Annotated in this window: 22 protein-coding genes; 10 read left to right on the top strand and 12 right to left on the bottom strand. The window is 65.1% G+C overall.

Features of this window, described 5'->3' with window-relative positions:
- Nucleotides 1–157: 157 nt before the first annotated feature.
- The 3 genes from AOP74_RS06695 to AOP74_RS06685 all read left to right on the top strand — a co-directional run bounded on the left by AOP74_RS06695 (nucleotide 158) and on the right by AOP74_RS06685 (nucleotide 2,585).
- The gene (locus AOP74_RS06695; protein WP_061961528.1) at nucleotides 158–961 is read left to right on the top strand and encodes an HAD family hydrolase; all 804 of its coding nucleotides are present in this window, start codon (nucleotides 158–160) and stop codon (nucleotides 959–961) included.
- 201 nt (nucleotides 962–1,162) lie between these two features.
- On the top strand, nucleotides 1,163–2,095 hold the full coding sequence (locus AOP74_RS06690) for a hypothetical protein (protein WP_061961527.1): 933 nt from the start codon (nucleotides 1,163–1,165) through the stop codon (nucleotides 2,093–2,095).
- 25 nt (nucleotides 2,096–2,120) lie between these two features.
- Nucleotides 2,121–2,585, top strand: coding sequence for a GNAT family N-acetyltransferase (locus AOP74_RS06685; RefSeq protein ID WP_061961526.1), 465 nt, complete (start codon nucleotides 2,121–2,123; stop codon nucleotides 2,583–2,585).
- A 33-nt stretch (nucleotides 2,586–2,618) separates the two neighbouring features.
- On the opposite strand, the gene AOP74_RS06680 is transcribed toward AOP74_RS06685, so the two are convergent.
- Complete coding sequence (locus tag AOP74_RS06680; protein ID WP_152649205.1) at nucleotides 2,619–2,894, bottom strand: hypothetical protein; 276 nt, start codon at nucleotides 2,892–2,894, stop codon at nucleotides 2,619–2,621.
- Between the two features lie 227 nt (nucleotides 2,895–3,121).
- On the opposite strand from AOP74_RS06680, the gene acs reads away from it, so the two are divergent.
- Complete coding sequence (gene acs / locus AOP74_RS06675) at nucleotides 3,122–5,119, top strand: acetate--CoA ligase (RefSeq protein ID WP_061961524.1); 1,998 nt, start codon at nucleotides 3,122–3,124, stop codon at nucleotides 5,117–5,119.
- Between the two features lie 214 nt (nucleotides 5,120–5,333).
- Here the strand turns inward: acs and AOP74_RS06670 are convergent, their stop codons facing one another.
- The 5 genes from AOP74_RS06670 to AOP74_RS06650 form a co-directional block, all read right to left on the bottom strand.
- Nucleotides 5,334–7,385 (bottom strand): S9 family peptidase, encoded by a 2,052-nt coding sequence (locus tag AOP74_RS06670; RefSeq protein WP_061961937.1) that lies wholly within the window; start codon nucleotides 7,383–7,385, stop codon nucleotides 5,334–5,336.
- Nucleotides 7,386–7,541: 156 nt separating this feature from the next.
- The gene (locus AOP74_RS06665; RefSeq protein ID WP_061961523.1) at nucleotides 7,542–8,498 is read right to left on the bottom strand and encodes an SUR7/PalI family protein; all 957 of its coding nucleotides are present in this window, start codon (nucleotides 8,496–8,498) and stop codon (nucleotides 7,542–7,544) included.
- A gap of 393 nt (nucleotides 8,499–8,891) precedes the next feature.
- Nucleotides 8,892–9,749, bottom strand: coding sequence for an ABC transporter ATP-binding protein (locus tag AOP74_RS06660; protein WP_061961522.1), 858 nt, complete (start codon nucleotides 9,747–9,749; stop codon nucleotides 8,892–8,894).
- Nucleotides 9,742–10,593 carry an ABC transporter ATP-binding protein gene (locus tag AOP74_RS06655; protein WP_236683740.1) on the bottom strand — a complete coding sequence of 284 codons (852 nt, stop codon included), beginning with the start codon at nucleotides 10,591–10,593 and terminating at the stop codon, nucleotides 9,742–9,744. Before AOP74_RS06655 ends, AOP74_RS06660 begins: the two co-directional genes overlap by 8 nt.
- Nucleotides 10,590–11,609: an ABC transporter permease gene (locus tag AOP74_RS06650; protein ID WP_236683789.1), complete on the bottom strand. Its 1,020-nt coding sequence runs from the start codon at nucleotides 11,607–11,609 to the stop codon at nucleotides 10,590–10,592. The genes AOP74_RS06655 and AOP74_RS06650 overlap by 4 nt, the downstream gene beginning before the upstream one ends.
- 109 nt (nucleotides 11,610–11,718) lie before the next feature.
- On the opposite strand from AOP74_RS06650, the gene AOP74_RS06645 reads away from it, so the two are divergent.
- The 4 genes from AOP74_RS06645 to AOP74_RS06630 all read left to right on the top strand — a co-directional run bounded on the left by AOP74_RS06645 (nucleotide 11,719) and on the right by AOP74_RS06630 (nucleotide 16,112).
- On the top strand, nucleotides 11,719–12,315 hold the full coding sequence (locus AOP74_RS06645; RefSeq protein WP_061961520.1) for a TetR/AcrR family transcriptional regulator: 597 nt from the start codon (nucleotides 11,719–11,721) through the stop codon (nucleotides 12,313–12,315).
- 103 nt (nucleotides 12,316–12,418) lie between these two features.
- Entirely contained in the window at nucleotides 12,419–13,021 is a 603-nt protein-coding gene (locus tag AOP74_RS06640) for a TetR/AcrR family transcriptional regulator (protein ID WP_061961519.1), read from the top strand.
- The gene (locus AOP74_RS06635; protein WP_061961518.1) at nucleotides 13,018–13,740 is read left to right on the top strand and encodes an ABC transporter ATP-binding protein; all 723 of its coding nucleotides are present in this window, start codon (nucleotides 13,018–13,020) and stop codon (nucleotides 13,738–13,740) included. Before AOP74_RS06640 ends, AOP74_RS06635 begins: the two co-directional genes overlap by 4 nt.
- 5 nt (nucleotides 13,741–13,745) lie before the next feature.
- Nucleotides 13,746–16,112, top strand: a complete 2,367-nt coding sequence (locus tag AOP74_RS06630; RefSeq protein WP_061961517.1) for an FtsX-like permease family protein — start codon at nucleotides 13,746–13,748, stop codon at nucleotides 16,110–16,112.
- 75 nt (nucleotides 16,113–16,187) lie between these two features.
- Here the strand turns inward: AOP74_RS06630 and AOP74_RS06625 are convergent, their stop codons facing one another.
- From AOP74_RS06625 to AOP74_RS06600, 6 genes are read right to left on the bottom strand one after another with little or no spacing between them, the layout of a single operon-like run.
- Entirely contained in the window at nucleotides 16,188–16,481 is a 294-nt protein-coding gene (locus tag AOP74_RS06625; protein ID WP_152649204.1) for a hypothetical protein, read from the bottom strand.
- Nucleotides 16,474–17,148, bottom strand: coding sequence for a phosphatase PAP2 family protein (locus AOP74_RS06620; protein ID WP_061961515.1), 675 nt, complete (start codon nucleotides 17,146–17,148; stop codon nucleotides 16,474–16,476). The genes AOP74_RS06625 and AOP74_RS06620 overlap by 8 nt, the downstream gene beginning before the upstream one ends.
- Nucleotides 17,149–17,157: 9 nt before the next feature.
- A complete protein-coding gene (locus AOP74_RS06615; RefSeq protein ID WP_152649203.1) occupies nucleotides 17,158–17,724 on the bottom strand; it encodes a hypothetical protein in 567 nt (188 codons plus the stop codon).
- Between the two features lie 10 nt (nucleotides 17,725–17,734).
- A complete protein-coding gene (locus tag AOP74_RS06610) occupies nucleotides 17,735–19,390 on the bottom strand; it encodes an ABC transporter permease subunit (RefSeq protein ID WP_061961513.1) in 1,656 nt (551 codons plus the stop codon).
- Nucleotides 19,390–20,337 (bottom strand): ABC transporter ATP-binding protein, encoded by a 948-nt coding sequence (locus tag AOP74_RS06605; RefSeq protein WP_061961512.1) that lies wholly within the window; start codon nucleotides 20,335–20,337, stop codon nucleotides 19,390–19,392. The genes AOP74_RS06610 and AOP74_RS06605 overlap by 1 nt, the downstream gene beginning before the upstream one ends.
- The gene (locus AOP74_RS06600) at nucleotides 20,334–20,828 is read right to left on the bottom strand and encodes a GbsR/MarR family transcriptional regulator (protein ID WP_082096067.1); all 495 of its coding nucleotides are present in this window, start codon (nucleotides 20,826–20,828) and stop codon (nucleotides 20,334–20,336) included. The genes AOP74_RS06605 and AOP74_RS06600 overlap by 4 nt, the downstream gene beginning before the upstream one ends.
- Nucleotides 20,829–21,050: 222 nt before the next feature.
- On the opposite strand from AOP74_RS06600, the gene AOP74_RS06595 reads away from it, so the two are divergent.
- Nucleotides 21,051–23,282 (top strand): RNA degradosome polyphosphate kinase, encoded by a 2,232-nt coding sequence (locus tag AOP74_RS06595; RefSeq protein WP_082096066.1) that lies wholly within the window; start codon nucleotides 21,051–21,053, stop codon nucleotides 23,280–23,282.
- Complete coding sequence (locus AOP74_RS06590; RefSeq protein ID WP_061961510.1) at nucleotides 23,279–24,250, top strand: NUDIX hydrolase; 972 nt, start codon at nucleotides 23,279–23,281, stop codon at nucleotides 24,248–24,250. The genes AOP74_RS06595 and AOP74_RS06590 overlap by 4 nt, the downstream gene beginning before the upstream one ends.
- The last annotated feature ends 375 nt before the right edge of the window (nucleotides 24,251–24,625 follow it).

Raw genomic sequence — 24,625 nt, 5'->3', positions numbered from 1 at the left:
CATGTCACCTGCCCGCGGTCGCCGCACGCGCATCTCGGGACATACCTTCCGATCAGGGGCGCTGGGGACGACGCCGCGACACTGAACAGACGTGCACCCCGCGGCCCTGGCATCGTGTCGGTGGTGCCAGATAGGCTGTGCGGACTAGGAGGTGCCTATGCCCCGCAAGAAGCCCGCACCGCGGTCCGCCGCATTCTTTGATCTCGACAAGACAATCATCGCGACCAGCTCGTCGATGGCGTTCTCCCGCCCGTTTTACGACGGCGGCTTGATCACGCGATCCGGAGCGTTGCGTTCGGCATACTCACAGTTCCTGTTCCTCGTAGGCTCGGCTGACGAACGACAGACCACGCGTCTTCGCGACTCGCTCTCCGACATCATCAAGGGGTGGGAAGTCGCCAAGGTCAAGGAGATCGTGAAGGAGACGGTCCACGAGCACATCGACCCGGTCGTGTTCGCTGAGGCCGTCGAGCTCATCAAGCGGCACCAGGCCAATGGGCGCGACGTCGTCATCGTGTCGGCATCCGTGCGCGACATAGTTGAGCCCATTGCTGAGGTCCTTGGGGCCGATGCCGTGATTGCCTCAGAACTAGAGGTCAAGAAGGGCTTTTACACCGGTGAGATCACGTCCTACGCCTACGGCGAGGCCAAGGCTGAAGGCATGCGCGACCTGGCTGCCAAGCGTGGCTACGACCTGCGACGTTCCTACGCATACTCGGACTCCATCACCGACGCCCCCATGCTCGACGCCGTGGGACACGGCTTTACGGTCAACGCGGATCGCGCACTGCGCAGGGCCGCGATGGAACACGGATGGGGCAACCTTCACTTCAAGAAGCCCGTCGGCCTCCACGCAGGACCACCCACGAAATCCCTGCTGTTTGGTGTCCTGGCAGTCGCGGCGATCGTCACCGGAGTGGTGTTGCTGACGCGCGGCGTGTCCAACTCCGACCCCGCGTGACAAATCGCACGCAACGTTTTTTGCGCGGCGTGCGTCTAATGTCCTGAAGGCCCACACCAGGCGTTATCCACAGGCGCCTGAACGTGGGGCGTACAGGAGCGCCGTGAGCGATACACACCGGACATATCCGGCACGTATCCTTATGCCTCACACCACACGGCAAGACGGGGCGCGCGCATGCGCCGGGAGGATAGGCAAGCGATGAACAAGGCCCTCATGGTGGTCGGAGCCGTCGCGATCGCCGGAGCCTCTGCGGCCGTGGGTTGGTACGGCGTGAAGTACTTGTTCGCACCTGACGAGACCGATGCATCGGCTGGCGGAGAGCCCGCCGGAGCCACCGTTCCCCTGACGTTCGACTTGTCCCAGGTCGCCGCTGAGGGTGCCGACCTGTTCACCCCGCCCGCGTGCGGCGAGGAGTGGACGGCGCAGGCCACGCGCGGCAATCACGTCATGCCGGTCGTCGATGTCGCCACCGATGACGACGGCGCTTCCGTGCATGTCGCCTTCACCTCAGACCTCGAAGGCGTGACGGCGTTCCTTGCACAGGAGGGCCAAGTGATCGTGACTCGCGACGACGTCGTGGTCACTCCCGACTGGGGCACCGAGTTTGCGCCCGAACTCTTCGTCACGACCGAGGATCACGACACCGCGCCTGGCGCCACGCTGCAAATGTCTGGAGCTTCGCTGTGCGACGTGGCCGGTGACCTCGACGCGATTCTGGGCGACTTCGACTGGGAGAACGCGACCGAGGACGAGATCGCCGCTCAGTATGAGAAGGCCGCGGAATTTGAGCAGGAGAACCAGGCTCTGCCCGCAGGGGAGTACAAGGTCTACGCGTGGACGCCCATCATCGTGGGCGAGCAGGCAGCCGTGGCGCGCAAGCTCGCCGAGGAGGGCATCACCGACCTCGCGCTCCTGCAGTACACAGCGGGCTACTCACCGCTCGCGGATGACCCCGCAATCCAGCCCTATTGCAGTGAGAATGAGACGCCGGACGGCGGTACTGAACTCTTGTGCGACGTGCCACAGGACGTGCTGATGGAGCTACTCGAGCGGGATGTGCCGGAGTCTTACATCGTCGACGACGAGCCGGTCGTCGCGATCTCGGAAGCCTTCACCTTCACGGTCAATTAAGCGCAAGCACCAGCGAGGCGGACTCATGCTGATTGCGATCGACGACCTCACCCGGCCAGAGGTCCATGCGCTACTCACCGCACACCTCGACGCGATGCACTCAACCTCACCGGCAGACTCGGTGCACGCTTTGCCGATCGAATCGCTGCGCGAGACGAACGTCACTGTGCGGACGGCCTGGAAGGGCCCGACACTATTGGGCATCGGGGCACTCAAAGAACTCGACCCTACGCATGGTGAGATCAAATCAATGAAGACGGCAACCGAAGCCCTAGGCAAGGGCGTCGCCACTGCCATCCTCAACGAACTCCTGGCAACTGCCGTAGCGCGCGGCTACGCTGCGGTGAGCTTAGAAACCGGGACGGACACGAATTTCTATCCCGCGCATCGGCTCTATTCACGACACGGGTTCCTCGACTGCGAACCCTTCGCGGGCTACTCCGTCGACCCGCACAGTAGATTCATGACGCTCAGCCTCGACGCTGACTGATGCCCGGGTCGCCACCGGTCAAGAGGTGAGCCCTCAGCCAGTCTTGCGGCGGAAGTCCTTCTGGGCGTGGGCCTCGCCGTTGCCGTGGAGCGCATCCGTCCCCGACTGCGGTCCAGTGCCCGGGCGCTGAGTCTGCCCGTCGAATCCCGCGAAGCGGCCCATGACCTCTTGCGCGTCGCCGTCCTTCATGGCGTCGAGGAACTCCTGTGCTTCCTCATCGCGCATCATCTTGGCGAGCTTGCCGTGATGGAAGATCGCCACCTCGCCATTGGTGCGAGCTCGGTAGTCGTATCCCTCTGGTGTGCTCATGCAAATCATCGTCACACGGATGGGGCCCGGGCGCGCGGTGAGCCATCGTGGCCGCGCGGTGAGCACCGGCCTAACACTCCTGCTAGCGGCTCCGTGAGCAACGCCGAAACCGGCGAAATCACTCGAAACGTTGCATGCCCGAAGCCTCGATTGCGCTTCTACCAGGGCACCTAACAAACCCCTGGTCGAGAGTTTACGAAACTTTCCTAACAAACTAGAGTGAGCGCATGGTCAACGATGCCCAAACTATCGAGAACTTGTCCACCGAGACGCGGTCGTTCCCGCCGTCTCCCGACTTCGCTGCCCAGGCCAACGCCCAGGCAGATCTCTACACCCAGGCCGCGGCAGACCGCCTCGGTTTCTGGAGTGACCAGGCACAACACCTGCACTGGGACACGCCTTTCACTGAAACCCTCGACTGGTCCAACGCCCCTGTGGCGCGCTGGTTCGCAGACGGCACCCTGAACGCCTGCGACAACGCTGTGGACCGCCACGTTCGCGAGGGCCGCGGCGACCGCGTCGCCTTCTACTTCGAGGGCGAGCCGGGCGACACCCGCACCCTCACGTACGCAGACATGCAGCGCGAGGTCTCGAAGGCCGCCAATGCCCTCGAGTCACTTGGCCTCACCAAGGGCGACCGCGTCGCCATCTACCTGCCCCAAATCCCCGAAGCTGTCGTATCGATGCTTGCTTGCGCGCGCATCGGCGCGATTCACTCGGTCGTGTTCGGTGGCTTCTCCTCCGATAGCCTGCGTCAGCGCATCGACGATGCCGAGGCCAAGCTGGTCATCACGGCCGACGGTGGTAACCGCCGCGGTTCGCACCTTGCCCTAAAGCCGCTGGTCGACGCCGCGTTGGCGCCGTCGGAGGCCAATCCCACGGAAGCGGAGTCGGTCGAGCACGTCCTGACCATCAAGCGCACCGGACAGGACACGGACTGGACCGAAGGTCGCGACATCTGGTGGCACGACGTCGTCGAGCCAGCCTCAGACGAGCACACGCCCGTCATGGTCGAGGCCGAGCACCCGCTGTTCATCCTCTACACCTCCGGCACCACCGGCAGTCCCAAGGGCCTGTTCCACACCACCGGCGGTTACCTCACCGGCGCGAGCTACACGCACCGCGTCGTGTTCGACCTCAAGCCGGACACGGACGTCTACTGGTGCTCCGCGGACGTGGGCTGGATCACCGGCCACTCGTACATCGTCTACGGCCCCATGATTAACGGCGCTACCCAGGTGCTGTACGAAGGCGTCCCGAACGCTCCGCACGAGGGTCGCTGGTGGGAGATCATCGAGAAGTACAAGGTCTCGATCTTCTACACCGCGCCCACCGCGATCCGCATGTTCATGAAGTGGGGCGAGGCGATCCCGAACAAGTTCGACCTGTCCTCGCTACGACTGCTCGGATCGGTGGGAGAGCCCATCAACCCCGAAGCATGGATGTGGTACCGCCGTGTCATCGGTGGCGACAAGTGCCCGATCGTGGACACCTGGTGGCAGACGGAGACCGGTTCGATCATGATCGCTCCCCTGCCGGGAGTCACGGCGACCAAGCCGGGATCTGCTCAGGTGGCACTTCCTGGCGTTTCCGCTGCAGTGATCGACGACGACGGCAACGAGGTTGGCCCCGGTCGCGGCGGCTACCTCGTCCTTGACCAGCCGTGGCCATCGATGCTGCGTGGCGTCTGGGGCGACCAAGAGCGCTACCAGGAGACCTACTGGAGCCGCTTCAAGGGCCTGTACTTCGCGGGTGACGGCGCCAAGCGTGACGATGACGGCGACATCTGGCTCATGGGCCGCGTCGACGACGTCATGAACGTGTCCGGCCACCGCCTGTCGACCACGGAGATTGAGTCCGCGCTGGTCGCTCACCCCTGGGTCGTTGAGGCCGCGGTCGTGGGCGCAAAGGACGAGACCACCGGCCAGGCCGTTGCCGCGTTCGTCGTGATCGGCGACGACTCCGACGGCGCAAACCACTCCAACCACGAGATCGCTCAGGAACTGCGCGAGCAGGTCAAGCGCGAGATCGGTGCACTGGCCAAGCCGCGCACCGTGCTCGTGGTCAAGGAAGTCCCGAAGACGCGCTCGGGCAAGATCATGCGGCGCCTGCTCCGTGATGTCGCAGAGCACCGCGAGGTAGGGGACGTCACCACACTGGCAGATGCCACCGTGATGGCGGCTATCCGCGACGGAATGGAGTCCGGTCAGGCCGACGACGACTGACCCGCACCTCACGAGACAGCGCCGGCTCCCCTTCTCCTCAGGGGGTGCCGGCGCTGTGCTGTGTGCGGCTCCCGCCTCATGCCGGGGAGAGCCGATGCTGTGGTCACGGGTATCTCTGGCGTCACCACTGCATCGGCCCGCCGAAAAGCTACGGCCAGGGCCGCGCGAAGCCCGAAACCCCGCCGTGTATGTACGGCCAGGGGAAAAGGGGGGGTTAGGCGTAGGGGAGGTCGTCAGTCTCGTCCAGCACGTGCTTGGACAGGAATGAGAAGACCGCCTCGTACCAAACAACCGCGTGCTGGGGCTTGAGGATCCAGTGGTTCTCGTCCGGGAAGTACAGGAAGCGGTGATCCATGTCGCCGTTGTCGTCCACGAAGTGCTCGGCGAGCTCGGCCCACAGACGTAGCCCCTCCCCGATCGGCACGCGGTAGTCCTTGTCGCCGTGAATGACCAGCACCGGCGACGAGATGTCCTTCACGGAGCGGTGCGGCGAGTGCTCAATCATGGCCTCGGGCGTGAAGATCGACTGCCAGTAGTCCGCGTGGTCCGTGGTGGGACCGAACTGGTCGAGCGCCCACAGGCTGGCGTGTGTGACGACGGCATCGAAGCGGTCCGTGTGGCCGGCGACCCAGTTGGCCATGTAGCCGCCGAAGGAGCCGCCCATCGCCGCAGTGCGGGACTCGTCGACTTCCGGGCGCGCCTCGACGGCATCGGTGATCGACATGAGGTCCGTGAACGGCTTGTGGCCCCACGAGTTCCATCCGCGCGCGATGAAGTCCAGCCCGTAGCCGGTGGACAGCGCGGGGTCAGGGAGTAGCACGGCGTAGCCACGCTCGACCGCGAGCGCCGGCGTCCAGCGCCACGACCACGCGTTCCAGGAGTTCAGCGGGCCGCCGTGGATCCACAGCAGGAGCGGCGCCGGGTTGTCCGCGGATGCGTCCGGCGGGGTGAGGAGCCAGCCGCGCACGCGCGTGCCGTCCTCGGCGGTGGTGTCGACATCGGTCATCGTGGCGTTGGCGGCCGGGGCCGGTGCAGGCGTGGCCAGCTCCGTGACGGTGCCGTCGAGGTCGATGCGGACTGGGTGCGCGGGGCGCAGGAAGTTGGCGCGCAGGGCGACCATCGTGCCGGTGGCGCGGTCCACGCGCACAGAGGTGAAGGACGCATCGTCGCCCGTGACCTTCGTGACCTCGTTGGAGGTCAGGTCGATGCGGAAGATGGGTCCGCGGCCGTCATCATCAGCGGTCGCGATCAGTGCAGCGCCGTCGTGTGAGAACTGCAGCGAGCTGGCCCAGCGGTCCCAGTGCTCGGCCACGCGGCGGGCGTCAGTGCCGTCGGGGCGGGACACCCACATCTCGAGCTGCGTGGGGCCGCTCGGGTCCGACTTTGGCTGACGCACGTAGGCGAGGTACTCGCCATCCAGACTGAACACGGGTGCGCCGTAGACCACGCGAGAGTCGCTGCGCAGGGTGGTGTGCTCGCCCGTGGAGCGGTCGATGCGCACGAGGTCCACGCGCTGCGAGCGCCCCTCGGCAACGGGCAGGGTCGCCACGACCGTCGTGCCATCGGGGCTGACCGCGACGCCAGGCGTGTCGGTCCAGCGGCGGGGGTTCGGGGTGAGGTCGCCCGGGCGGGGAAGGTGCGAGGGATAGGGGCGGGCCGATGCTTCGGTCGCCTCGTTCGACCCGTCGCCGTCGCCGTCGCTTGGGGCAGGCGCGTGGGCGCTAGCCGCCTCGGGCGCCCATGCACCAAGGTCGAGGTCGAAGAGGTGCGTGTGGTCAGGGCCCAGGTCGTGGTCCCAGTGGCGGATCGGATACGAGTCGTGCCAGATGGCGTTGACCTTGCGCTTGGTGCGCTCGGCGCGCAGCTTCGCGTCCTCGTCAATGTCCGCGGCCTGCGGAAGGAGACCTGCCGCGATCACGGCGACCTCGGCATCGGCCGCTACCGCTGTCACGCCGCCCGCGCCGCCGGCCAGGGCCGTCACGGGGCGAGCCTCGCCGCCACCAGCAGGCAGCAGCCACACCTGGGCGGTGTCGTCTTCGCCGGCTCCGGGACGCGCGGAGGTGAACAGCACGTCGCCATTGGACAGGACCGAGGCACCGGCCTCACCCTTGGCCGAGCGAGTCAGGCGCACGGGGTCGCCGTCGCCGGAGGTCGGCACGCGCCACAGGGCACGCTCGTAGGTGGTCTCGTCGGCGGACAGCGTCGCGACGGTGAGGATCGCGGACTCACCGTCCGGGGACAGGGCCACCCCCTCGACGCGCGGCATAGCAATGAATGAAGTCAAGGATGAGTAGTCGCTCACCCCTCCACCGTAACCCGTGTGTACGTCTGGGCGTGGCCACCGCAGCAAACTTCAGGATAAGCAAGAACGCCGGTTCCGCCCCGCACAAACGGGACGAAACCGGCGCAATCGCGATGAGCGTTACAGCTGCGCGTAAACCTCTACGACAGCGTCGTCTGGCAGGACGTCCCAAAAGGACACCTCGTAGCGGGCGGTGCCGCCGGCCGGGACACGGTTGAGGAGATCCCAATCAGTGGTGATGACCTCGCCGGAGGCGTTGCGCGCTACCGCGATAATCTGCACGCTCTCTTGGTCTTCCACGAATGTGGACGAGACTGTCCCCTCGGCGGTCGAGCTCCAGTCGTCCGACGACAACTCGGGCTCGCTGACCGTGAACGATCCGATTTCCTGACCGGACACGTCTGTCGGCTCGTCCTCGACGATGACCTGAACGTCGGTGACCTCGGTCGTGCCGGCGTCGTAGAACGTGCCGGTGATCGCAGAGGTCGAGTCGGGAAGGATTGTCTCGTAGGCCCAGTCGTCCGCCAAGAGAACGCCGTCAGCGTCGAAGGCCTCGATCGTGATGGAGGTGTCGATCCAGGCGTAATCCGTGTTGGTGTTGTCGATCAAGACGAGGTACTCCCACGACTCGAAGTCTTCGTCGAACCAGGCGGTGACCTCGGCCAGTTCAAGTGGGGTGGCGTCGCCAGCAACGCTAGCGTCTGAGCCCGAGTCGTCGGTCTCGCCACCTGCCGAGTCGGCAGTCGAGTCATCCGTCGTGGAGTCATCTGCCGAGTCTTCGGTGGTCTCCTCCGGGGTGGGAGTTCCACCCGAGACGGAATTCGCCTCGTCCTCTGCAATCGCGTCGTCCACCGCGCCCACGACAGCAATGAGGAACACGATGATCGAAATGAGGAAGGCGACGACACTCAGAATTAGGGCCGTGATCGACAGCCCCTTGCGAGGAGCCTTCTTGATCAGCGCGATCAGACCAAAGACGAAGGCGGGAAGCGCAAAGAGCCACGATACAAAGGCGAAGGCGCCCAGGAACGACGTCAAGAGCGCGATCACACCAAGGACGAGCGCAACGATGGGCATCCAACCCGGGCCACCTCCCGAGCCTCCAGTGGGCGCACCGGGCGCAGGAGGCTGACCGCCGTACTGAGCCTGCGGCGCTGGCTGCCCGTATTGGGGGGCAGGCGGTTGTGGAGCGCCGGCAGGGGGAACAGGAGCACCAGCGGGCGGCACGGGCGCAGTACCTCCAGGCTGCTGCGCAGCAAACTGCTCGGCGGGCGCTGCCGGCGGATTCGCATTAGCGGCCGGAGGCGGGGTAGGTGCTGCGGGCGGAATCGCGCCGTTGTTGTTTCCGCTCACGGGCTTGTCCTCGGTCATGGCATCCCCTCTAAGGATTGTTGATGCGCTCACGCGCACGGCACAACTTACCAGCAGAGAAAATGTCGCAGTGGGGTATCCACAGGCAGAGCCAGACCATCACGCGCGCTCTCGCACCACCATGGCTTCCTCGAGCGTCGCGGTGGCGTGCTCTGGCTGTCCTTGAATCCCGGCATCGGCCAGCGCCTTGCTGACGGCATCGGCGTCCGAGTCGACTACGCGCACGCGAGTGCCCGCGAGAGATACAAGCAGTCCGGCGTCAGACAGCGCCGCAAAGGTCGCGCGCCAGTCATCGGTCTCGACTTCCAATGCGGCCGCGTCGCCGATGATGTCCGACTCCTGGCCTGCCGCCACCTGCTTGCCCTGAGACATCAGGACCAGCCGGTCGCACTGCTGCGCTTCCTGCATGTAGTGGGTTGTCACGAGGACCCCCACGCCAGAATCGGCCCGCTCGTGGATCGCGTCCCACAGTCGTGCGCGTGACAACGGGTCTACTCCGGAGGTCGGCTCGTCCAGGACCAGGAGCTCGGGCTCGTGCCCGAGTGCCGCGGCGAAGGCCAGTTGGCGTTGGTATCCGAGTCCGATCTGCCCCACGGGGCGGTCAGCCAAGTCCGCGAGCGCGTCCGGCATGGGGGTGGACGCGACACCGTACGCGTCGTCAACGAAGTCGAGGTTCTCCCGCGATGTGAGCGAGTCCCAAAGGCCCAATCCCTGGGGCACGTAGCCCAGGCGGGTGCGGGTCTCGATGGACGGCTCGGCGCCGAAGAGTTCGAGGTCGCCCTCACTGGCGGGCAGGAGTCCGAGAATCATGCGGATCAGCGTGGTCTTGCCTGCACCGTTGGCGCCCAGAAGGCCGACAATCTCGCCTGGCTCCACGGTCAGGGACACGTCATCCACGGCTGTGAAGTGACCAAAGGTGCGCGTCACGTGAGACGCCCTCAACAGTGGCTCAGACATGTGCAGCCTCTTTTGCCATTCCTGCGGCCACCATGGCGTCCTCCAGGTCCTCCACGCGCGGCTGACCGGCAGGCGGGTCATCGGGCGACCACTGCTTCCACACGCGTCCGCGTCGCCACGCAGTCACGCGGTCCGTAGGCGTGTCCACCGTGGTGACGTGGCCGGGCACGCGGGTCAGCACCTCGTCGGGCGCACCTTCGATGAGGGTCTCGCCGCTGTCAAGCGCGAGCACGCGCGATGCGCGCTGGGCCTCGTCCAAATACGTGGTCGCCATCACGACGGCCGCGCCCTCCGCTGTCGCGATCGAGATCATGCGCCACAGGTCGATGCGGCTGACCGGGTCTACGCCGGTGCTCGGCTCGTCGAGGATCAAGAGGTCGGGTCGGTGCAGCATTGCTAGCGAGAACGCGAGCTTCTGGCGCATGCCGCCTGACAGTTGCTTCGCCAGGCGCTTGGTCGCGCCCGTGAGCCCCGTGGCCTCGAGCAGCTCTCCTCTGCGTTGCGTGAAGTCCTTGCCCGTCACGCTCTGGGCAGAGCCCACGAAAGCGATGTTCTCGTCGACGCTGAGGTCACCCCACACGCCAGCGGCCGTAGGCATGAAGCCGATGCTGCGGCGGCCCGGCGACCTTGCCTCACCTTCCGACGGGTTCACCGCGCCAGCGAGGCAGCGCAAGGCTGTGGTCTTGCCAGCACCATCGCCGCCAACGACCGCGTGAACTTCACCTGGCACAGCGCGTAGGTCAATGTCGCGGATAGCTACGGTGTCTCCGTAGCGCACCGTAACGCCGTGCAAACCCCACTGTTCTTCGAATCCCCGCTGTGCCCCGGCATCGGCCCTACTCACTTTGAAGCCTTCTTCCCGTGAGCGCTAGGTGCCAAGTCCCGGCGGAAGCGGACGACAGCCGCCGTGAAGATCACGACCGCCATAAGCACCAGAACTCCAAAGGCCCACGAGAGAGAGTCGAAGCCCGCGCCCCGCAGCATGATTCCCTGAGAGATCTCTACCCAATAGGTCAGCGGCAAGATGTAGCCGATCCACGAAATACCAGCCGGCATTGCCTCGAGCGGGAAGATGAAACCCGACAGCAGGATCTGCGGCAACAGCATCATCATCGCCATCTGAATGGCCTGCGCCTGCGTTTGCGAGGCCGTCGAGATCAGGACGCCAAGGCCAAGGACCACGAAGAGGAAGATGGCGCCGCCGAGCGCGAGGAGCCACACGCTTCCGACGAATGGAACATCGAAGAGCCACACACCCAACACGGTGACGATGATCATGTCGAAGCAGGCGAGGATGAAGTACGGGACGATCTTGCCCATGATGACCTCGGAGGCCTTGAGCGGCATGACGGCGAGTTGCTCGATGGTCCCGTTCTGACGCTCTTTTACCAGGCCAATCGACGTGATGATGGTGCCGATAAAGGTGAGGATCAGGCCGATGAGGGCCGGCACCATGACCCACGCGGTGGTGAGGTCGGGGTTGTAGAGCACCTCGACATCGACCAGGTCGTCGGGTGCCTGCGCGAGCCCTGCCTGGGCACTCTGCGCGGCGAACAGGCTGGAGCCGTCGATGTACACCGTGGCGGGCTGGGTGGAGGTGTCGACCGCGACGTCGACGACGTTGTCCCGCAGGAGATCCTGCGCATCCTCATCGCTACTGATGTCGTCTTCGACCGCGAAGAGGTCGGGGAGCTGTCCCTCAACTTGCTCGGCGTTGTCGCCGACGACCGCCGTGGGGATCTCGTCGACCGTGAAGTTCGCCGCGTAGCCAAAAATGACCAGAAGAAGGATGGGCAGTGCGATCAGCATCGCCATTGTGCGCTTGTCGCGCCGGAGTTCGCGGAACTCCTTGAGAATCATCGCCTTCACGTGTGCCTCCCTCGCCTAAAGCGAATGATCATTCACTTTAGTTCCATCGTTGCCGCGTGGCACCCTCCTGTCAAGCGGATACCACCCCTATCCTGGCCCTATGCCCATCCGGCCGCCAGAGCACCACGATCAGCGCCGCGCACAGATCCTGAGCGCGGCGCTCACGTGCTTCTCGCGTGACGGGTTCCACGGGGCGTCGATGTCGGACATCATCGCGGAGGCGGGGGTCTCGGCAGGGACGGTGTATCGCTACTTCCCGTCGAAGGCCGAACTCACCATTGCGGCCGCCCAGTCGGTCTTCATGCCGGCCCGCAATCAGTTCTCTCACTTCACGAGTGCCGCACCACCAGCCAGGCCAACGGCAGCGATCGCGCACGTCTTCGAGGAGCTCGTCACGCGCGCCGATGCTGGCCCGCTCCGGATGACCCCGTTGATCCTTGAGGTGTGGGCCGAGGCGACTCGGGACGATGGCCTGCGGACCCCGCTCACGGAGGTCTACGACGGTATTCGCGGTGACATTCGCACCCTGGTGGCCCGCTGGCAGGATGCCGGTCACCTTGCCGCGGACGCCGATGTCGATGCCCTCACCTCCGCGCTGGCCGCGCTCATGCCGGGCCTCCTGGTGGCGCGCACGGTGGAGGGCCGGGCCGATGCTGGCGATGCCTTGATCGCCTTCGGTGAGGCGACGGGCCTCTAGTCCGCACTTCGGTGTCACCGCCCGGACCACCCGCTCGCCCGCCGCGCTCCGCGCACCACGTCCCGCATTGCGCGCTGAACAGTTGTTCAGTACCGTGCTGGGCATGGACACTCAAGCTCGTGAGCGCATCATCGAGAGTGCGCTCGCTCTCTTCGCCGAACGCGGCAACGAGGCCGTGTCCATCCGCGACATCGCGACAGCCGCAGACGTCTCACCGGCACTGATCCCTCACCACTTCGGCTCCAAGGCGGGCCTGGTCGAGGCGGTGGACGCGCGCGTCATTGGAATATTCGACCACCTCGCGGGCGCCCTTCAGGAACCCGCCAGCCTCGCGGCCACGATGGCGGACCAGTTCCCCACCGACGCTCCGCTCTTGGGTTACCTGCGCCGCAGCCTGCTCGACGGCTCCGACACCGGGCGCCGGGTCTTTCGTCAATGGTTCGAGATGACCGTTGAGCTCATGAAGGACCTCGAGCAGCAAGGCATCGTGCGCCGCAGCACGGACCCACAAACGCGTGCCGCCCTGCTCATGGCCAATGACTTATCGCTGATCTTGCTCAGCGAGCACATCGGCGACGCTCTTGAATCAGACCCCCTGTCCCCCGACGGCCTGGCTCGCTGGAGCCACGAGGCCATGGACATCTACACCCACGGCATCTTCACCACCGACCCCGAAACCGCACCAGATTCCAAGGAGAGCTCATGACTGCCACCACCACGGATCGCGGTGTCCATCTCACCGGCCTCACCAAGGTCTTCGGAGAGGGCGACGCCGCGGTGCATGCCCTCAAGGGCATTGACCTCGAAATCGCCTCGGGCGAACTGGTGGTCGTGATTGGCCCGTCGGGCTCGGGCAAGACCACGCTGTGCAACATCATTGGCGGAATCGAGACCGCCACGGACGGCACCGTCACGGTCGCCGGCGAGGACATCTCGAAGACCAAGCCCTCCAAGCTGAGCGATTTCCGTCGCGATCACGTGGGCTTCATCTTCCAGTTCTTCAACCTGATCCCCACGCTGACTGCTCGCGAGAACGTCGAGATGATTGTGGAGATGACCGGGCGCGGCGACAATACACAAGTCGCCGCGCACCTCGAGTCCGTGGGCCTGGGCGACAAGTTAGACAGCTTTCCGGCCCAGCTCAGTGGCGGCCAGCAGCAGCGCGTGGCGGTCGCTCGCGCCCTCGCCACCGACCCCGACATCCTGCTTGCCGACGAGCCCACCGGCGCGCTCGATCTGCCCACTGGCCGCCAGATCCTCGAACTCCTTCAGGAGCTCAACCGCCAGGGCAAGACCATCATCATCGTGACGCACAACCTGTCCGTAGGCCAGATCGCAGACCGCGTCATCACTGTGGTCGATGGCGACATTGAGTCGATCAAGACCAACGAGACCCCCGCCGCTGCGGCAGATGTGACCTGGTAACCCGCATGAAGGCTACGACGAAGAAAGCGTTCCGCGACCTCTGGCGATCCAAGGCGCAGGTGATTGCCGTCGCAATCACCATCATGCTCGGCGTGATGATTTACATCGCCTCTGCCGGCGCATTCCAGAACCTCTCGGCCTCCTATCAGGCCACGTACGACCGGCTGAACTTTGCCGATTGGACTGCCACGGGCGGTGACACCGACGCGATTGCGCAGGCGGCACTGGACGCCGGTGCAACCGACGCCATCACTCGCACCCAAGTCGATCCCCCCATGCTGATCGAGGAGACCAAGCTGGTGGGCCGCACCATCGGCGTGCCGACTGACGCTCACCCAAGCATCAACGACGTCGACGTCATCGATGGCGACTACCTCGACGACGGCGCGACCGACCAGGTCCTCTTGGAAAAGCACGGCGCCGAGACGTTTGACCTCGAACCGGGCGACACCATCGAGATCTTCGCCGCCACCGGCTGGGTCGAGGTCACGATTCAGGGCGTCGTCGATTCCCCTGAGTACCTCTGGCTCGCCCGGTCCAGCCAGGAAATCATCTCCGACCCGAACTCCTTCGCGGTGGTCTTCGCGCCTGAAGAGTCGGTTCAGCAGTGGTTTGGCGTGGAGCCCAACCAGACCCTCGTGGTGGTCCCCAATGGGGCCGATGCTCGGGTTGCCACGGATGCCACCCAGCCTTGGGAGACGGACACCGGAGTTGCAGTGAGCGACGCTATGACCGATGCCGGAGCATCGGCCGTCGAGTCGCAGGAGGACCAGCCCTCGAATGCAACCCTCAGCGAGGACCTCAAGGGCTTCGATCAGCTCTCCGTGGCGTTCCCCGCGCTGTTCCTCATCGCGGCTGGCGTCACATCCTGGGTGCTGCTCACGCGACGCATCCTGCAGGAAACGCCCGTCATCGGCACCATGATGGCCTCCGGCGCAAAGCGCGGACGAGTCCTCCGTCACTACGTTTTCCAGGGTCTCCTCATGGGCGGCGTCGGAGCAATCCTGGGGGTGGCGCTGGGTATCCCCGCCAACTCGGCCATGACCTCGGCGTACACCGGGTTCATCGGAGTGCCGGACACGGTGGTGCTCAACTATCCGTGGATGCTCGTCATCGGTTTCGTGTTCGGAATCACGGTCGGCATGCTGGGCGCGCTGGGGCCCGCCATCACGGCTTCGCACATTGCGCCTGCACAAGCGATGCGTCCCGCATCCAACTCCTCCACGCCTGGCGCGTACAGCCGCTGGGTGGCCCGCCAAACCTGGATTCCCGTCTCGGGACGCATGGCGCTGCGCGACATTGTGCGCTCCAAGCGCCGCACGTTCGCCACGATGATGGGCACCGTCTTGGCGCTCATCTTGGTCCTCACCTCGGTGGGCATGATGACGTCCATCCTGTCCGCCATGAACACCCAATTCGAGGACATCGAGCTAGAGGATGCGACAGCCGTGGCGCAGGCCGGAGTGGGGGCCGAAGACGCTCTCAATGACGTGGACGGTGTCGAAACGGTCGAACCGACCGTGCTCGGACAGGTCGCCATTGAGGGGCCCGATGGCAGCTACAAGACCACACTGACCGGCTACGAACCGGACACACAGATGCACTGCTTCTTCGGGCCCGACGGCGAGGGCGTGTCGCTACCCAGCGACGGCATCCTCGCAGGAGAGTTCCTTGCCGAGGAGATCGGGGTCGAGGCGGGTGACACCGTCACGATCTCTACCGATGCCGGCGAGACCGAAGTGACCCTCGTGGGATTCCTGAACGAACCCCTCGGGACGTCCGCGTACGCAACCAATGCCACAGCATCGGCCCTCCTGCCTGACGAGGGAACCGAGGCGTTTGCACTCGCCTTTGACGAGGACGCCGACCGCGACGAGGTCCGCCAGACCATCACGCAGCTTGACGGCGTGGTGGCCTACCAGGACGTCCGCGCAATCGTCGCGCAGCTCGATCAGTACCTGGGACTGTTCTGGGTCTTCATCGGCATGATGATCCTGCTCGGCACGGTGCTAGCGCTGGCCGTCATGTACGTGACGATGTCCGTCAACGTCGTGGAACGCACCAACGAGCTCGCCACCATGCGCGCCGCCGGAGTGCCGCTCCGCAAGGTGGCCGGGGCGGTGGCGACGGAAAACCTGTTGGCCACCATCATCGCGATTCCCTTTGGGCTCGTCTTGGGAGTGTGGGCAGCGGCGCAGTTCTTGGCCTCGTTCAGCGACGACCTCTTCACGCTGGAGCCGGCATGGGGCGTCTGGACGCTTCCGGCTGCGGCGGCCGGAGTGCTGTTGGCCGCGCTGATCTCTCAGTGGCCCGCGTCGCGCGCCATCAAGAAGGTCGACATCGCGCGCGTGGTGAGGGAACGCGCGGCGTAACCTCGGTCCGCCTCCTGGCAGGTGCTGAGTGCTCATTTCCCGTGATTTTGAGCACTGAGCACCTGCTGGGGCGGGCTAGAGACCGATCGCGGTCGCTGCCAGCCACGTGATCAGGACCACGGTGACCATGATGCCGAGCATGATCGCCGCGGCTTTGGCCCATCCCGCATCCCGGAGCAGGCCCCGCGCGACGAGGAGGCTCAGGCACGCGACGCCGACGCCCATGCCGAGGAGCAGCCAATACTCAGCCGCGGCATCGGGAGTGGACCCCCAGAACGCCAGGACGCGCCACACGATCGCTGCTCCGACAACGACACCCACAACGCCAATCCCCCAGGCAGCACCGCGCACGAGTTTCGCTCTATCCACGGCGTAGCTCCAAGGTTCGATCAACACACATCACAGCCCCAAGCGTAAACAATCCCACGCACGCTCCTGCCAGCACGTCGGACAGGAAGTGGTACCCCAGGTACATCCGCGTGAAGGCCACCAGTCCCGTGATGAGGACCGATGCCAGGGCCCAGATCACGAGGGCGGTGCGGCTCCGATGGCGTCGCCACAGCAGGTAGCCGGTGACAAGGACGAGCGTGGCGGCGCCGGTTGTGTGGCCCGACGGGAACGAGAACGACTGTTCAAGGCCCGGGACCGCCTGGACTTCTTCGCTTGGCCGCGCGCGGCCCACCGCTCGTTTGGCGACGCTGGTGACGACGGTAGAGAAGATCATCGCGCCCACGAGCAGTAGCGGGTCTCGCCATGAGCGCGTCCGCCAGATCCACACCCCAACCCCAACTGCCAACAAGATCGGCAGCACGATGGGCCCAAAGATGTTGGTGATGAACGTCATCACCGCGGTCAAGCCATCCGTGCGGTGATCTGCCATCCACTCAATGAGCGGCTCGTCCCACGAGACAAAGGCCTCCAGCTCAACGACTTCTTCCAAGATCTCGGCGAACGCCACGAGCGCGACCGCCGAGAGCAACAGCCCGGGCAGGAGCGCCCGCACTGCCGGGGGAAGCTTCATCCAGACGTCTCGCATCCGCCTACATTACGTCGGCGACAGGAGGGCTGATGCAGCGCGGGCCTGATCGACTGCGTCTCGCAGATTCGTCTTGGCACTCTTGCTGGTCGCGAACGGCATGCTGAACGAGGCAACGACCTTGCCGTCGACGGACAGCCGCCACGAGCTGAACGGAAAACCCAGATACCCGAACCCGCGGAGCCGCTTGTCCTGACCCGCTGTCGACGACGTCAACGACACCCGCGAACCCGCCGTCACCAGCGCACCTCGCTTCCGCCACGTCAACACCGGCGGAGCAATCGCAACCACACCGCCCGGCAATGGCCTCACATACAGAACACCAAGAATCCTGAAAGCCTGCAGCGCCCGCCACCCCACGAGGGCGAGCATCAAAGGCAACACCACCCAAGCCGCGACCTCGGAAATCCGCCACCCCACGGTGGACTCGCCAAGCCTAGGCGTGGAGTCGTATCCAATGTGTCGCAAGTAAAAGAAGCCGCAGCAAAGCACCAAGACGAGGGGTACTTGAAAGACCACCATCAGCCATGTGGCTGGCGTGTACCGAATCAGGCCCGAAACTCTGCGTGCTCTCACTCTCGCGAGCCTAGCTGCGCAAGTCGCGGCGCTGATACGCCGCCAATCCTCCAACGATCAGAACCGCTGTCGCGCCCAGCAAGACTGCAAGGTAGGACCAGGTCATGCCAATCTCGAGCGGGTTTCCGTCCGCGAAGTAGTAGAAGGGCGAGACCTTAGCCCAGTCGGCGAGGTCGGGGTTGATCGGAATGAACGAGTTGATGCCCCAGCCCAGAATTGCCACGCCGGTGCCGGCGCCCATGGCGACCGACGCGTTGCCGGTCAGGGCTCCAGCGAAGAAGCTCACCGCACCGAGCACGCACCCAAGCGCCGCGAGCAGCAGCCCAGAGGCGGCAATGTGCCCGTAGTCCATGCCGAGGTTGCCCACCGCGTTTCCTGCCGCGATGCCGGCAGCAATCGCGACGCCGATGATGGCGGACCCAGTACCAATCGCGAGCGCCTTGCGCATCGCAAAGGAGGTACGCGAGATCGGAGACGCCATCGTCACCTCGACGGTGCGGCGCTTCTCTTCTCCCGCCAGCGCGGTGCCTGCAGCGATAGCCACCACGGCAACAGCGACGGGCGCCACGATCGAGAGCATCTCGCCGTAGTACCAACCCTCTGGAGTCGACATGTCGGCGAAGCCCACCATGGCGAGCATGCCCTCCGGCATGGCGCCGAGCACATCGCCGATGGTGTCCGCGAGCGCGTTGAACATGGGTCCCACGATGAGCGTCATGAAGAACGAGCCCGCGCCAGCAACGATGAGGACCGCGCGGAGATCGGACAGAGCCTTGGAAGCGACGCCGCGCGCACTCCCGTTGCCAGCAAGCTTGGCGAGGATGGGCGCGACGCGGGGGTTGTCGAGCACGCGGGCCACTAACGGCGCGCGCACGGCACGGTCGTGAAGGTCGCGCCGCGAATAGCCCCACAACGCCAGAACAAACAGGGCGATCGTCACGCCACCGATGACGAGCATCGGCCCTACGTCCACGCCGTTGGCGAGAGGGTTGGGTCCTGAGATCCAGTACCAGGGGAAGATCTTGGCCCAGTCGGCGGCGGCCTCGAACATCGGCAGCATTCCCGCCGCGAGGAAGGACACGACGACGAACGCCACGGCGGCGCCGGAGGCCAGCGAGCGGTTGCCGGTGAGCGCACCAAGTGAGAGCGCTACAGCGCCATAGAACAGGCTCACCACCAGCATGTGCAGACCCGCTGCGGCCAGGTTGAGTCCGTCGGTGTTGGAGCCGGTGATCTGCAGCGCGAAGGCAAACGAGGCGGTCGCAAGGACGGCCGCGAGAATCGCGATCGTCGCCACAGCGAGGGACGTCGACGTGACGAGTCGGGTCCGCGAGCGCGGCAAGGCACCCAGCACATTGATGGTTCCGTTCGACTCCTCACCCGCAATGGCAGAGGCACCCATCGAGATGGCGATGCCCGCAATCACGAACGGTCCAATGAAGTTGAAGAGGTTGGACAGCATGAGCCCCTCGGGCCCACTGTCGGGACTGATGCCCAACAGCGAGAGGTACGCCTCCGGCATGGACACAAAGAGGTCAGTGGCGTCAGTGCCCAAGCCCGCATATGCCCACAGGCCCGCCCACGCGATCAAGAACAGCGACGCGACCCCAATGACCGCAGCCAGCCACTTGTCGCGAAGGGTCTTGAGGTAGACAGAGCGCAGCATTACGCGACCTCGCGTGCTGGCGCGTCGTCGTCAACCTCGTCGCCCGCAGCCTTGATCTCGTCGCGGTAGAACTCGAGGAAGATCTCGTCGAGGTCCACGGAGGCAGAAGACACAGACAGCACGTCGTTGTCGGTGGCGGCCTTCAGCAGCGGCGCCATGGAGCCCTCGAACTGCGCGGAAATAGTTGCGCCCTCTGCCGTGACGTCGCGAACGCCATCAAGCCCCTCGAAGTGGTGCGCCTCAACGGGTTCAGCGAACTCGAGCGTGATGCGACGCAGCGCCTTGTCCTGAAGCTCGGCCATCTTCTCGACGGCGATGAGGTGACCGCGACGGATAAATGCCACCCGGTCCGCCACCCGCTCCACCTCAGAAATGGTGTGGCTGGACAGGAACACGGTGCCCCCAGCATCGGCCATTTCCCTGAGCATCCCATGGAACTCGACCTGGACCAGGGGGTCCAGTCCGGTAATGGGCTCATCGAGAATGACGACTTCGGGGCTGTGCATGAAGGCCTGGATGATGCCGATCTTCTGACGGTTTCCCGAGGAGTATTCGCTCACCTTCTTAGATAGGTCCGCGCTGAGCCGTTCCGTCAGCTCGTCGACGCGCGCCCAGTCAACGCCGCCGCGGATGTTGCCGAGGTACTCGAGCGTCTGCTTGCCCGTCAGGTTGGGGTAGAGCGCCAGGTCCGCAGGCAGGAAGCCGATGCGGCGGTGAACCTCGACGGCGTCCTTGCGACTATCGAGGCCCAGCACGCGGCAGGAGCCAGAGGTGGGGCGAATCAGGTCCAGGATGGAGCGGATCGTCGTGGACTTGCCGGCGCCGTTGGGACCAAGAAAGCCGAAGATCTCGCCGGGCTCGATCGCGAAGCTGACGTCCTCGACAGCGGTGAAGTCGCCAAACTTCTTGGTGAGGTGGTCCACCTCGATGGCGGGGGTCGCGGTCATGACCGCTCCTTTCGTAGAAACTCTTGGATGCGGCGTTCGGTTTCGGGCCACTCGGACTCCCAAAAGCTCACCATTTTGTCGAGAGAGCCGATGCGGTCGGGGCGTTCCGTAGGCGCCACGGCACGGCCGGCGTCGGCCAGGGTGCGCAGCCCCGCAATGCGGTCACGCTCGGTGTTGAGGATCTTCAGCCACATGTCCTGGGGCAGGTGGTAGCGCGCTGCGCGTTGGCCTGGTGCGCGGAAACGTTCGATCATGCCGATTGCTTCCAGTTGACGGAGCTGGGTCGAGACGGACCCGGCAGACAGGTCAAGAGCTTCGGCGATGTCGGCCTGGGTCTGGTCGGCCGGTTCGCAGACCATGAGGTGGCCAAGGATCAGCCCGGCCGCGTACGTGAGTCCGCCTCGCTCCCAGTACGCCGCCACCTGGGCGACGTACTTCACGCGGGTGGCGTCCTCGCTGTGCCCGGCTCCAGCATCCGCTCTATCGCTCATGTTTCAGTTATACCTGAAACTTCTGAGATCTGGGCGGGAGTGCCCTGGCCAGGTTCTCCGAAGTGCCGGGAATTCTGTCGGCGGTGGTCCATGCGTAGCGCGCACACGGATGCCAGCGTGCGTGGTTCCAGCCCACCAAAATTGGTTACCGAAAAGTGAACCCGCGTAACTTGCAGGACTTTCTACTAGTGCGTGGCGCGCTCGCCGTGCCACGATGGGGCCATGACTCAGACGCCGCCCACCGCAGCAGCCCCCGGCGAGCACCCCGACTCGGAAGAGACGTACCCGGTGCCGACCATCTCCGCTGATCTGGATGAGGCGGATCCTGAGCCCCAAGACTTGCCCGAGGACCGCTTCCTAGACCGCGAGTTGTCGTGGCTCGCCTTCAACGAGCGCGTTCTGGAGTTAGCGGAGGATGAGGCCACGCCACTACTCGAACGGGCACGGTTCTTGGCGATCTTCGCCTCGAACCTCGACGAGTTCTTCATGGTCCGCGTCGCAGGTCTCAAGCGCCGCATCGCGGCAGGGTTCGCACTGCCTTCCGCCACTGGCATGAGCGCCACGCGCCTTGTCGACATGCTGATTGACCGTGCGCACCAGCTCATGGATCGTCACGCGAGCGTGTTCCAAGACCACATCACGCCCGCCCTTCAAGACAACGGCGTGTTTCTGGTGCGCCATGACGACCTCGGCGAGTCCGAGCAGGAGCGGTTACGCAAGCTCTTCCGGTCCGACATCTTCCCCGTGCTGACGCCACTAGCGGTTGACCCTGCACACCCGTTCCCCTATATCTCGGGACTATCGCTCAACCTCGCTGTCGAGTTGAGCGACCCAGGTACCGACAAGGAACTCTTCGCCCGCGTGAAGGTTCCAGAAACGCTGCCGCGCTTCCTGTCCGTCGACTCGGAAGGCCACGCTGCCCAGGTGACCGATGCATCGGCCCTCAGCGATGAGCCGCGCTCGTTTGTGCCACTCGAAGACGTTATCGCCGCGCACCTCGACTACCTGTTCCCGGGGATGGACGTTGTTGCGCACCACACGTTCCGCGTGACGCGCAACGAGGACGTCGAGGTCGAAGAGGACGATGCCGAGAACCTCCTGAAGGCCATGGAGAAGGAGCTGCTGCGCCGCCGGTTTGGGCCCGCGGTTCGGCTCGAGGTCGTCGATAACCTGCCGGTCAACGTTCGCGAGCGTCTGGTGCGGGAACTGGGCATCACGGACCACGACGTGTTTGAGCTGCCTGCACCTTTGGACCTCACGGGCCTCAACGTGATCGCCGATCTGGACCGGCCGCGTCTGCAGTTCCCGCCGTTCAGGCCCACGACTCACCACCAGCTCGCGCCCGTAGAAACGGCCGACGAGCAGAACATCTTCCAGGCCATTCGCCGCGGCGACGTGCTGTTGCACCACCCGTACGACTCCTTCTCCACCTCGGTGCAGGCGTTCCTTGCGCAGGCGGCCGTGGATCCCAAGGTGCTGGCGATCAAGCAGACGCTCTACCGCACCTCGGGCGACTCCCCGATCGTGGACTCGCTGATCGAAGCCGCGCGCAACGGCAAGCAGGTCGTCGCCCTTGTCGAAATCAAGGCGCGCTTTGACGAGCAGCGCAACATCTCTTGGGCGCGCAAGCTCGAGCAGGCCGGCGTGCACGTGGTGTACGGACTCGTGGGGCTCAAGACTCACTGCAAGCTGTCGCTCGTGGTGCGCCAGGAGGAGACCGGGCTGGTGCGCTACTGCCACGTCGGTACCGGCAACTACCACCCCAAGACGGCGCGCCTCTATGAGGACTACGGCCTGTTGACGAACGACCCGCAGGTGGGGGCCGACCTCACCAAGTTGTTCAACCAGCTCTCGGGCTACGCGCCCAAGGCGAAGTTCCGCCGCCTGATCGTCGCGCCTACCGGCGTGCGCATGGGGCTCATCGAGCGCATCAATGCCGAGGCCGACCGCGCCCGCAAGGGCAAGCCCGCCTGGGTCAAGATCAAGGTCAACTCGATCGTTGACGAGAAGACCATCGACGCGCTGTACCGGGCGTCGCAGGCTGGCGTTCAGGTGGATCTCGTGGTGCGTGGCATTTCCGCGGTCCGCCCAGGCGTTCCAGGCCTGAGTGAGAACATTCGAGTGCGTTCGGTGTTGGGACGGTTCCTTGAGCACTCGCGAATCTTCGCCTTCTGCAACGACGGCGAACCCGAAGTTTTCGTGGGCTCCGCCGACCTCATGCACCGCAACCTTGACCGCCGGATTGAGGCGCTGATCTCGATCGAGGTCCAGCAGCAGCGTGAACTCCTTATCGAGAATATTGACATGGCGATGTCGCCAGAGTTCTCCGCGTGGGAACTGTCCGAGGACGGAACCTACAACCGAACGCTCAACGACAGCGAGGGCGAACGCCTGCGCGACGTCCAGGAAACGTATATCAAGCGTCAGCCCAAGCGGAGGGCTAAGCGCAAGTGACGCCGTATCCCCCGGGCACCGTGATTGCCGCGGGTGCCTTGGTGTGGCGGGTCCGACGCGGCCAGCTCCAGGTACTCGCGGTTCACCGGCCCCGCTACAACGACTGGTCGTGGCCCAAGGGCAAGCTCGATCACGGCGAGACCTTGCCGGCGTGCGCGATCCGCGAAGTGGCTGAGGAGACGAGCCTCCAGGTCATTCTGGGCCAGCCACTACCGACGCTGCGTTACCCCACCGGCGGCAAAACCAAGGTTGTGAAGTACTGGGCGGCTCAGGTGGCGTCGAAGTCCTCAATCGCGGTGCCCGCGAGACCGGCCGTGAAGGCTGCATCAAAGAACGAGATTGACGACGTCCGGTGGCTCTCGATCGACGAGGCACGGGAGCGCATCACGTTCCGCGAGGACCTACGTCCGCTCGAAGTGCTGGTGGAAGCGTTCGAACGCGACCGCCTTGAGACGCGGGCCTTTGTGCTCGCACGCCACGCGCGGGCAAAGCGACGCAAGGCTTGGACCGGGCATGACCTCGTGCGGCCCCTCACCACCTCGGGCGAGGCGCGAGCGCAAGAGTTGGTTCCAATGTTCGCGGCCTTTGGCGTGACGCGGATCCACTCGTCCCCCGCAGAGCGGTGCATGGCGACCGTGCGGCCGTACTCGGAGGCGACAGGGCGTGCTGTGAAGGAGCACCTGCCGCTGACCGAACCCGCGCACGCAGAGAAGCCCCTCAAGACTGCGCAGACGTTCATGAAGCTGCTCGAAAAGCCCGGGTGCCGGGTGGTGTGTGCGCACCGTCCTACGTTGCCAACGATCGTTGAGATGCTGCGGGCAGCCACGCGGTCATCCACGCGCGGAGCCCTACCGCGCAAGAATCCGTACCTTCCGGCTGGCGGCGTGCTCGTCGCGCACGTGGCCGATACGGAATCCGGGCCCATCGTGACGGCGATCGAGACGCACCTGCTCCACGTCCACCCGTAGCGCTTCCCCTGGCGCCCTTGTCCCCTGGCCGTACATACACGGCGGGGTTCGGGGCCGATGCTGTTCCTGGCCGTCGTTTTTCGGTGCCACTGTCGGTGCCGCTGAGCGTGCCCGAGGGTGAAGAGCGGACATCGGGCCGGGAGCGCCAGTCGGCGCGAAGGCCGCTCGTGGCGGCTGGTGTTGGAGCCCGGGGCTGCCGCGACCCGATGTCCTGTTATTACTCTACGTTGGTGCGCTCTGATTTGTTCCCTGGGCCACCTCCCAGAGTCCACGCTGTGACGAAGTTGTGACTGGCGCGGCGTGAAGGACCTGCGGTCACGGGAATCAGGTTTGCCGATTCCCGTGCGGCGCCACGGCCCCGGTTCGGCTCACCGC

Origin of the sequence: Demequina flava (genome assembly GCF_000975035.1) — a bacterium.
Lineage (GTDB): Bacteria > Actinomycetota > Actinomycetes > Actinomycetales > Demequinaceae > Demequina > Demequina flava.
This window is presented reverse-complemented; position numbering and strand designations above follow the sequence as displayed.